The organism is Bradyrhizobium sp., assembly GCF_049691595.1.
GTDB lineage: Bacteria > Pseudomonadota > Alphaproteobacteria > Rhizobiales > Xanthobacteraceae > Bradyrhizobium.
Genome location: NZ_JBAVNZ010000502.1, coordinates 1 through 9,159, shown reverse-complemented (window position 1 = coordinate 9,159; position 9,159 = coordinate 1). Strand labels below are relative to the sequence as shown.

Sequence of the window (9,159 nt, the reverse complement as noted above, 5' to 3'; positions counted from 1 at the left end):
GTGCACAAAGTGCCACTTTTGGTGCGCGTGCTTTTGCGGGTTACTCCCGAGACAGTGCAATGTCACGATTTTGAGCTTGCTCATCGTCAGCGCCCACCCTGATTTCTACGGCTGCCGCAACTAGCGTTGGCAGCCCGTTTCAAACGACCGGTTACCGGCAGCTATTGGAGCGCGATCGATGACCCGTATGGGCAACCCATAGTGGGCGTTCCAGACCCATCTCATACACGATCTCAAATGTTCTACTCCAAGCACAATCAAGAAAAACCCCGGACTGACCGGGGTTCTTCATCTTCAGAACTGTCGCCAGGGGACCTGGTACTTTCAGCACCAGACACCGGCAAACAGAACATTAGATCACTGATTTACCGCGGTCTGGCTCGTTCCCGAGCCGCCGGCAATCGGCGACCAATGCGCGGCCCGAACTTTCCACTTGCCATCTTCCTTGACAAACACCTGCGTTGCCCGCGTCCGGTAGTTGCTCACAGCGGCACTATTTTTCCGGGCCATTGAACCCTCTGAGTAATATTGCGCAACCGCAACCTTACCCGGCACCAAGGTGACAACGTGAATATGTTTCGCATCAATATTGACCGATTCGTATTCGTCGGGCTTGCTTCCGGCTTTGACTTCCTGAAGGAATCCGCCACTTGACCAGAATTCTAACGACCCATCCTTCGACACAGTGTCCTCCTGGTCCTTGAGATTCTTTTTGGCATAGGCATTGCCGTCCATGATCGTCTTGATCACTTCCTGCTCAGTTGCCTCATCAGCGTGAGCAAATGCACCTGCGAAGAGGAATATGCTCGTTAGAACTAGTAACACTGCCTTCATTGGTATCTCCTGTTTGTCTTGTTCGGCCCATTCAAGATTGGTTTCCGCTGGCCTTGCGCCAACCTGCGGCTTGAAAGGCGGGCGGCGACTATAGCCCAATTCGGGAGCGTCGGTTCCCCGCCGAACCCGGTCGGATTGGCACATGATTCCGGGCCCCGACTCGGTGTGCACGGTATTGACCCCAACCGGTCATCGCTCACTGGCTGCCGTGCGGCACCGAGATTAATTGCAATCGAGTGGATCAGCCGTCTGTAGCGGCGACGGATCAACTGGCTCCACGAGTTGACGCTTAACGTTATCCGTTATACCATGTCTGGATGGTAAAGGGCTTTCGTTGCGCCGATACGCAGGCTTTGTTTGAGACCGGCAAGAGTAGGCGTTTTTCGAATGCGGCTAACGTAGCGATCCGCAAGCTGACGCAGTTGGACGCCGCAAGTACCTTGGAGTTCTTGCGCTCGCCGCCAGGGAATCGACTCGAGGCGCTGGCGGGCGATCGAAAGGGCCAATACAGCATTCGGATCAATGATCAATTTCGTCTCTGTTTTCGCTGGACGCCCGAAGGCCCGACAGATGTCGAAATAGTCGATTACCGCTGAGGTTTATAGAGACATGTTTAAGAACGGAATGCGACCCGTACATCCTGGAGAGGTGCTGCGGGAGGATTTTCTGAAGCCTCTTGGCATGAGCGCCAATGCTCTGGCCAAGGCATTGCGTGTACCGGCGCCACGCATCAACGAGGTGGTGCGTAAGCGGCGCGGCGTGAGTGCAGATACTGCCATGCGTCTGGCACGCTACTTCGGTGGCGATGCACGTTCGTGGTTGAACTTGCAGACAGCCTATGATTTACGCATTGCGGAAATCAGCAACGCCAGGCGCATCGTGCGGGAAGTCTCGCCGGCGGCGGCAGCAGACGGGTCGTGACCCGACGCGGACACTCGGCAGGTCCAATCTGTTACGTGGAAGCGGCCGTCGGAGGATAGCTCCGCCGGTGAATTGGAACCTGGTCTGGTCGAGCGCATTCTGCCTCCCAAGCGGCGCAGGCGATGCGTTCTGACGTCACGGTGTGCCGCCGACGGCTGGAATGATCTGCGGAATCACGTATTGCTGAATGACGACCAGCAGCGCCAGCAGCACGGTCAATACGATGCTGTGAATGAATGTGCGGGCAACCACCTCGCCCTCGCGTCCCTTGAGATTTGTCACGGCGACTCCCGTTGCGATGTTCTGCGGCGAGATCATCTTGCCCAGGACGCCGCCGGAGGAATTTGTCGCCGCGAACAGCACTGGATTGAGATGCAACTGATTGGCGGCCACCACCTGCAGGTTGCCGAACAGCGCATTGCCGGAGGTGTCGCTGCCCGAGAGAAATACCGCCAGCCAGCCGAGGAAGGGCGAGAGAAGGATGAACAGGCGCCCCGTGGAGGCCGCGCCGAGGCCCAGCGTGTAGGCCAGACCGGAGTAATTCATCAGATAGGCGAGTCCGATGATCAGCATGACGGTCACGATTGCAAGCCAAGCCTGGCGAACCGTATACCCCACGCAGCGCAGAAAACCGGCCGGCGACAACTGTACCAGCGCCGCGGTGATGAGGGCTGACAACAATATGGCGGTGCCGGTTCCCAAGGGCTGGAAGTTCCAAACTGCTGCGTACGGCTGGTCGTGGTAGAGCGTGATCGAGATCATCTTGTGCAACCCCGGCCACGAAACAGCCTGTTGCGCGACATTGGCAACTTTACAGGTGGTCCAGATGATCACTACGGCAGAGACGATGAGCCAAGGAAGCCAGCCCTGCCAGGCGGGCACGGCCGCGACCGGCCGCTCCCCGGTCGCACCCGTGCCGTGAATCGCAAACTCGGGATCGGAGGGTGCCCGCCAGACCTTCAGAAACAACAGCGTGATGATCAACGAGCCCAGCGAGGACATTACATCGGTAAGCGTGTAGGTGATGAAGTTAGAAGCGATGAACTGCATGAGTCCGAAGCTGCCGCCGGCGATTAGCAGGATCGGCCAGAGCGCGCGCACGGAGCGCCAGCCGCCGTAGAGGGCAATGACGTAGAACGGCAGGATGAGGGCCATGAACGGCAATTGCCGACCGATCATCTTTCCGAGGACCGCGGCAGGCAGACCTGTGACGGCGCCCAAAACGGTCACGGGTACTCCCAAACCCCCGTAGGCGACGGGAGCCGTGTTGAAGATCAGCACGAACACCAGCGCTTCGAGCGCCGGGAAGCCCAGCCGGATCAGCAGCGCGCCGGTGATCGCGACCGGCGTGCCGAAACCGCAAACGCCCTCCAGCAGCGCGCCGAAGCAAAATCCGACCACGACCAGGATAATGCGCCGATCGCCCGGCAAGTTCGTGACAATCCAGGAGCGGAACGCCTCGAAGCGTCCCGATTGCACAGCAATGTTGAAAAGAAGCAGCCCGGTTACGACGATCCACATCACTGGCCAGAGCGCGAACACAGCGCCGTTGAAAACAGAGCGCCCTGCCAGATTCAACGGCATCTGCCAGACAAGGACCGCCACGACCAAGCCGACGATCAGACCGGCGAGCGCCGCCTGCCAGGCTGGCCGCCGCAGAACGCCGAGCAGCAGCAGGACCACGAAAGCGGGCAGGATTGCGACTAAGCACGACAGGGCAAGATTGTCCCCCAGGGGCGTCAGACGCTGATGAAACATGGCGACCCTTAATTTATTGTTTGTTGTTTAGAGAGGCTTGCGCCTCGTCGGCCAACGGCTTACCCGACGCGGCCACGGTATCGCCATCCCCTCAGGGCTGCAATGTGCCGCGGCTGCCGATCGCGAGCGGCGAAGTCATCGGTATCAGCTCGCCAACGTCATTCGGTCCGAGATCGCCCGAGCGAGTACCCTTTGACCGCCTCAGTCGCCCGTCGGAGCAATACGAAACTCCAGGACCGACTCCGTACGTTCCAGGGTCTCGGATAGCCGTCCCGCACTCGTCCTGTCGGACGAGCGGATGACCATGTCGTGCCTGAGCACTCGCCCGTCTGCGTCCAGACGATAGCTGAAGTTGGCGATCGAGAATCCATGACTCTCGACCAACGCGCGCAGGCCTGCCTCATTGAGAGCCTTGGAGCGCGTCAGTCTCAACTCGAAATGAAAATAGGCCAGCGAGGGCATGCGCGCCTCGATCTGGCGGAAAACCGAGAGCACGCCGAGCGTCAGCACGACGCTTACGACCAAAGGAAAATAGAAGCCGATGCCGGCCAGAATCCCGATCGCTGCGGTGATCCAGATCGAAGCCGCGGTCGTCAAACCGCGAACCGAAAGACCGTCTCTAAGGATGGCGCCGGCGCCGAGGAAACCAATACCCGTCATGATGCCTTGCGCCATCCGTGTCGGATCGAGCCTGATGAGATCTCCAGAAATACGCATCCAGTGAGTTTCGTAAGCAGTCACCAGCATGAGAAGGCTGGACGTCATGCAAACCAGAGCGTGAGTCCGAAATCCCGCCGGACGTCCGTGGTACGAGCGCTCGAATCCGATCGCGGCCCCAGCGATTAATCCGGCCACCAACCGGAACAGCATCTCCAAGTTGTCTGTTGCCAAGTTCGATGTCTCCCGTGCTCGAATGTACGGGCCCCGGGGTCGAGGCCCTGGACGCGAGGGCCCATGACACGGCCGCCAATGCCAGCGCAGCGCCCGGCTCCTGCCGCATATTGATCGTCAGATTTTGGGCAAGCAATACAGTGCGTCGATCGGCGCCTCCGGGCCGAGGGCGATCGCCCGCCCGAGGAGCACCGCGGATCTGCGTTTCCAGGCGGGCCCTGACCCATGGAGACCCTGATCCAACGCCTGCTTGCGGAAAGACGATTTCGGCGCGTTCGCTTCGTCATGCTCAGCACCGACCGTTCCTCGCGGGACTCGACGCGGCACCGGGCGTCGAGCCCGGCCACCGCGTAACGTCAGCCCGTTTCGGCGCCGTCCCGCCGCTACTTGGAGGCGCCGGCCGCCGGCTTGGGCGCGGTCCCGACCCAGGTCCAGCCGGCGATCAGCCAACCGGTCGATCCCTTCTGCAGTGCGCACACCACCTGCGCTGGCTCGCGCATCGCTACTCCCTTTTGCTTGAACGTGTAGACCACCGAGGCGACGACGTAAGCGCGATCAGCGCCGACGATGACCCGTACCGGCTTGCCCAGCGCGACGGCGCCGTCGGTGTTGCCGGCAGCCTCATCGGCTGCGGCAAGCGCCTTGGTCCAGGCATCCAAGGCATTGGGTCCTGCCCAAACATGCGGCGGCACATCGTCGATTGCGACGATCCCGGCGGGCGCAAGGGCCGCTGCACCCGCTTTCATGTCGCCTTTATTGAAGTTGTCGATGAACAGCCGGATCGGCGCCATGACCTCGGTCTGCGGCGTGGCGGCGCCAGCGGCCGCAGAGAGTCCAAGCAATACGACAGCGATCAGCAGCGTACGCGGTTTCATCAGAGGCTCCCCCGAAATGTGGATTGGTGCGTGAGAGAGTAACGCGCCTGTCCAACTGCGGCCACAGTTCTGACGTTCGAGCCGCCGTCGTCTTCGCCGCACCGCCGTCGCCGCCTGTCGCGCCGATTACCACCAGCGCCGTCCTCTCGTGCACCCGAGAATGACGGTAGGACCCGAGCCGTTCGAGCGGATCTGACGCGGGATCGCCGATCGCGACCGTCCGCTATCGGGGCGCACAACGCATCGGCACCCCGACCGCGATCACTCTGCGATTTACTTCGCGGCTTGCGCCTCGGGGCGTTCCAGACGGAAGCGGCAATAGAGGAATTGCTGTCGCGCGCCCCCGGGCGTGCGATGAACGTCGAACAGAGATTCGGCGAGAGTGAAATCGTCGCGAAGCTCCTGCGACAGAGTCGCCGCATCGCAGCGGCAGACCGGGAGTCCGCTGCATTGCCTCGGCCGATCTGGGCCGAACGTGGCGATGACGACATGTCCCCCAGGCTTGATCGACCGGCGCATGGTGTCGACGTACGCCGCCCGGGCCTCGGGCATCGTCAGAAAGTGGAAGACAGCGCGGTCGCGCCAAATATCGTACGCGTGCGTCGGCAGAACCGTCTGAGTGATACCCGCTTCCCGCCAGCAGATTTCCGCAGCGAGTAGATCATCGACGAGCGTGGACGCGCCGCCGCCGCCTCAGCGGAGTTTTTTCCAGTAATCGACGAACTGCCCAGCCTGGGTTGCCGTCAAGCCCTCCTTGTCGAAGCTCAGCGCCGGCTCTCCCGCTGGCTGGAAGCTGACTTTTCCTGCCTTGATCGTCACGGGGCTGCAGTCTTTCGCTGCCGCCGGCGGCTCGTTGCTGGTGCCCGGCTTACCGAGGTTGTTCTGCAGCCAGAACGCGGCCTGCTCGCAATACTTGCCTCCCGTCAGCGTGTACTGGGCAACGATCGACAGGGACACCGGCTTGCCGTCTTTGTCGGTCCAGAAGACATTGAAATTGCGACGGCCGTGCGTCACGGTGTACAGGCCGCCGATGGCTGGAGGCAGGACTTCCTTGCCGTCCGGCAACACGCGCTTCACGAGCTCGTAGGTACCGGTGATATTGGGAGTGTCGGCGTGCGCAGTCGCGGCGGGCGCATCGGCGGCCCACGTCCACCCGCTGAAGCCCAATAGTGCGGCGCCTGTCCAGGCGCAGACTTTATAGAGTGGTGTGCTCATCTGAATCCCCCGATGCATCAGTTTGACCTGAAAGAGCGTATACGATTTCGTTCGCCGGGGCATCGCAGTGATGCCTTAGGGGCCTCGAGGCTGTGTGGAGGCGACCGCGCCTCCCTGGATCGATCAGCGGCCGCCCGTGCGACCGCTACTTTTCCCAGCGCTGCGCGGCGAACTGCTGGTCGACGGGGGTCTTCATGAAATGGTTGGCGAAATTGCCGATGGTCTTCATGGCAACCCCGATCAGCACGCCAAGACCCTGTTCGCGCGTATATCCGGCGGCGGTGAAATTGCTCAAGTCGGCGCCGGTGACATGACCCTTGCTGCGGATGAGTTTGCGCACAAAGGCCGCCAGGGCGTTGAGCTTGGCATCCGGTGATTCCGTGCCCTGGCGGATCGCCTTCAGCACTGCCTGATCGATCTTCATATTGGTGGCGAACGTCGAGTGGGCTGACACGCAGTAAGCGCAAGCGTTTTCGACGCTCGTGACCACCAGCACGGTCTGCATCTCGATCCCGGTCAGGCCGATCTTGGCAAAATGCTTGGACAAATCGATATAGCTGGCAAGGGTTTCCGGCGAATTGGACAGTCCGGAGAGCAGGTTCGGCACGAAACCGAGCTGCTTCTGCGCTCCTTCGAGGAAGGGACGGGCATCGGGGGGCGCACTGTCGATGGTCGGAAAGGGGAAAGTGTTCACGAATGATTCCTTTATGTCAGTTCTCGTGGCCGTTGAAGAATGACTCGCGGTCATTTCTGTGTCGGAGGACGGATGGTAGAACAAGTAGTTCCACCCATCGCGGGAAGCTGGCGGCCGCTCGGGCCTGTCGCGGTCGGACTCGCTCGCAGGTTTGCGCTGCAGAGTCAGCTCCTCTTGATCGCGCACGAAGGAATGATAGCCGAGCGCCGGGAGAGGCGCGTCGCGTTCGCAACCCGGTCCCCTCCTCGGCCATCCCGCACGACTTGGCAAAGGCTCCGGCGGGGCATCACACTAAGCGGCGTGGCCCCCTGTCCGGCGCGCCAGGAGATGCACGGCATGCCCTCAGCCATCGACCGTTGCAGGAACGTCCCGGATTTTCGCGCCCTTGCGCGCCGACGCCTGCCTGCGCCGATTTTCCACTATATCGACGGTGGCGCCGACGACGAGATCACGATGCGGCGCAACACGCAGGCGTTCGAGGACTGCGACCTGGTACCGAACGTCCTGGTCGACGTAAAACACGTGGACATGTCGGTGACCGTGCTGGGGCAGCGCCTCGAGCTGCCGATCTTCTGCTCGCCCACCGCGCTCCAGCGCCTGTTCCATCACGAGGGCGAGCGCGCCGTGGCCCGCGCCGCGGAAAAGTACGGCACGTTTTTTGGGATCTCATCGCTCGCCACGGTGAGCATCGAGGAGATCGGGCGCGCGACCAGGACGCCGAAGCTGTTCCAGTTGTACTTCCACCGGGACCGCGGGTTGACCTACAGCCTGATTGAGCGCTGCAAGGCGGCCGGTTTTGACGCACTCGCACTCACCGTCGACACCATCGTCGGCGGCAATCGCGAGCGCGACCTGCGGACGGGCTTCACCTCGCCGCCGCGGCTGACGCTCAGGAGCCTCGCCAGCTTTGCGATCCGGCCGCGCTGGGTATTCAACTTTCTCGCGCGCGGAAAGTTCAGCCTGCCGCAGCTCGAGGACCGTGTCCCCGAGGGCACCGATATTACCGTTTCGGTAACTGACTACTTCTCCAGGATGCTCGACCAGTCGATGAACTGGAAGGACGCCGAGGAAGTACGCAGGCGCTGGGCCGGCCAGTTCTGCCTGAAGGGCGTCATGAGCGCCGCCGACGCGCGTCGCGCCGTGGAAATCGGCGCCACGGCCATCATGGTGTCGAACCACGCGGGGCGGCAGCTCGACGGATCGCGCTCCCCTTTCGACCAGATTTCCGAGATCGCCGATGCCGTGGGCGGGCAGATCGATATCATCTGCGACGGGGGCATCCAGCGCGGCACGCACATTCTGAAGGCGATCGCCGCCGGGGCCACGGCCTGCTCCGGCGGGCACATGTACCTGTACGCACTCGCCGCGGGCGGACAACGCGGCGTCGAGAAAGCGCTCGGGAACCTGAAGACCGAGGTCGAGCGCGACATGAAACTGATGGGCGTGACGCGCCTCGACCAACTCTCGCGCGAGCACCTTCGCTACCGTTGAATTCGACCTGATTCACCCCGGAGCCAGCACCACGTGAGCCATCCCATGAACGGCGCGCAATCCCTCGCGCAGACGCTCGCCCACTGCGGCGTCGAGGTCTGTTTCGCCAATCCCGGCACTTCCGAGCTGCACTTCGTCGCCGCCCTGGACTCGATTGCCGGGATCCGCCCGGTGCTGTGCCTCTTTGAAGGCGTGGCCACCGGCGCGGCGGACGGTTATGGCCGCATCGCGGGCAAGCCCGCGGCCACACTGCTGCACCTCGGGCCGGGCCTCGCGAACGGCCTCGCGAACCTGCACAATGCGCGCCGCGCGGCGAGCCCCATCGTCAACGTCGTGGGCGATCATGCTACCTACCATCTGCAGTACGATGCGCTGCTCACCTCCGACATCGTTGGGTTTGCGCGCCCGGTGTCCGCGTGGATCCATGAATCGAAGAGCGCCGGCTCGGTGGCGGCCGACGCCGCACGCGCGGTGCAGGCC

General features: G+C 62.2%; 11 protein-coding genes. 4 read left to right on the top strand and 7 right to left on the bottom strand.

Annotation, left to right across the window (positions count from 1 at the left end; genetic code table 11):
* Positions 1 to 357: 357 nt before the first annotated feature.
* Positions 358 to 834, bottom strand: a complete 477-nt coding sequence (locus tag WCE35_RS20855) for a nuclear transport factor 2 family protein (RefSeq protein WP_424595209.1) — start codon at positions 832 to 834, stop codon at positions 358 to 360.
* 317 nt (positions 835 to 1,151) lie between these two features.
* Here WCE35_RS20855 and WCE35_RS20850 point away from each other — a divergent pair, with 317 nt between their 5' ends.
* Positions 1,152 to 1,430 (top strand): type II toxin-antitoxin system RelE/ParE family toxin, encoded by a 279-nt coding sequence (locus WCE35_RS20850; protein WP_424595208.1) that lies wholly within the window; start codon positions 1,152 to 1,154, stop codon positions 1,428 to 1,430.
* 28 nt (positions 1,431 to 1,458) lie between these two features.
* Positions 1,459 to 1,755, top strand: a complete 297-nt coding sequence (locus tag WCE35_RS20845; protein ID WP_424595210.1) for a HigA family addiction module antitoxin — start codon at positions 1,459 to 1,461, stop codon at positions 1,753 to 1,755.
* A gap of 135 nt (positions 1,756 to 1,890) precedes the next feature.
* Here WCE35_RS20845 and WCE35_RS20840 read toward each other — a convergent pair whose 3' ends face one another.
* From WCE35_RS20840 to WCE35_RS20815, 6 genes are all read right to left on the bottom strand, one after another.
* Positions 1,891 to 3,513, bottom strand: coding sequence for an L-lactate permease (locus tag WCE35_RS20840; protein ID WP_424595207.1), 1,623 nt, complete (start codon positions 3,511 to 3,513; stop codon positions 1,891 to 1,893).
* Positions 3,514 to 3,714: 201 nt separating this feature from the next.
* Positions 3,715 to 4,404 (bottom strand): MgtC/SapB family protein, encoded by a 690-nt coding sequence (locus tag WCE35_RS20835; protein WP_424595206.1) that lies wholly within the window; start codon positions 4,402 to 4,404, stop codon positions 3,715 to 3,717.
* A gap of 383 nt (positions 4,405 to 4,787) precedes the next feature.
* Positions 4,788 to 5,279 carry a hypothetical protein gene (locus WCE35_RS20830; RefSeq protein WP_424595205.1) on the bottom strand — a complete coding sequence of 164 codons (492 nt, stop codon included), beginning with the start codon at positions 5,277 to 5,279 and terminating at the stop codon, positions 4,788 to 4,790.
* Between the two features lie 273 nt (positions 5,280 to 5,552).
* Positions 5,553 to 5,831, bottom strand: a complete 279-nt coding sequence (locus tag WCE35_RS20825) for a hypothetical protein (RefSeq protein WP_424595204.1) — start codon at positions 5,829 to 5,831, stop codon at positions 5,553 to 5,555.
* A gap of 141 nt (positions 5,832 to 5,972) precedes the next feature.
* Positions 5,973 to 6,494, bottom strand: coding sequence for a hypothetical protein (locus WCE35_RS20820; RefSeq protein ID WP_424595203.1), 522 nt, complete (start codon positions 6,492 to 6,494; stop codon positions 5,973 to 5,975).
* Positions 6,495 to 6,639: 145 nt separating this feature from the next.
* Positions 6,640 to 7,374, bottom strand: coding sequence for a carboxymuconolactone decarboxylase family protein (locus WCE35_RS20815; RefSeq protein ID WP_424595202.1), 735 nt, complete (start codon positions 7,372 to 7,374; stop codon positions 6,640 to 6,642).
* Positions 7,375 to 7,524: 150 nt separating this feature from the next.
* On the opposite strand from WCE35_RS20815, the gene WCE35_RS20810 reads away from it, so the two are divergent.
* Positions 7,525 to 8,679 (top strand): alpha-hydroxy acid oxidase, encoded by a 1,155-nt coding sequence (locus tag WCE35_RS20810; RefSeq protein ID WP_424595201.1) that lies wholly within the window; start codon positions 7,525 to 7,527, stop codon positions 8,677 to 8,679.
* Positions 8,680 to 8,724: 45 nt separating this feature from the next.
* On the top strand, positions 8,725 to 9,159 hold a 435-nt coding region (locus WCE35_RS20805), incomplete at its 3' end, for a thiamine pyrophosphate-binding protein (protein WP_424595200.1).

What these genes read in the sequence shown, in the direction of transcription:
- WCE35_RS20850 (WP_424595208.1), top strand. Translation starts at nt 1,152, where the DNA reads ATGGTAAAGGGCTTTCGTTGCGCCGATACGCAGGCTTTGTTTGAGACC.
- WCE35_RS20830 (WP_424595205.1), bottom strand. Translation starts at nt 5,279, where the DNA reads ATGAAACCGCGTACGCTGCTGATCGCTGTCGTATTGCTTGGACTCTCT.
- WCE35_RS20840 (WP_424595207.1), bottom strand. Translation starts at nt 3,513, where the DNA reads ATGTTTCATCAGCGTCTGACGCCCCTGGGGGACAATCTTGCCCTGTCG.
- WCE35_RS20825 (WP_424595204.1), bottom strand. Translation starts at nt 5,831, where the DNA reads ATGCCCGAGGCCCGGGCGGCGTACGTCGACACCATGCGCCGGTCGATC.
- WCE35_RS20810 (WP_424595201.1), top strand. Translation starts at nt 7,525, where the DNA reads ATGCCCTCAGCCATCGACCGTTGCAGGAACGTCCCGGATTTTCGCGCC.
- WCE35_RS20845 (WP_424595210.1), top strand. Translation starts at nt 1,459, where the DNA reads ATGCGACCCGTACATCCTGGAGAGGTGCTGCGGGAGGATTTTCTGAAG.
- WCE35_RS20855 (WP_424595209.1), bottom strand. Translation starts at nt 834, where the DNA reads ATGAAGGCAGTGTTACTAGTTCTAACGAGCATATTCCTCTTCGCAGGT.
- WCE35_RS20820 (WP_424595203.1), bottom strand. Translation starts at nt 6,494, where the DNA reads ATGAGCACACCACTCTATAAAGTCTGCGCCTGGACAGGCGCCGCACTA.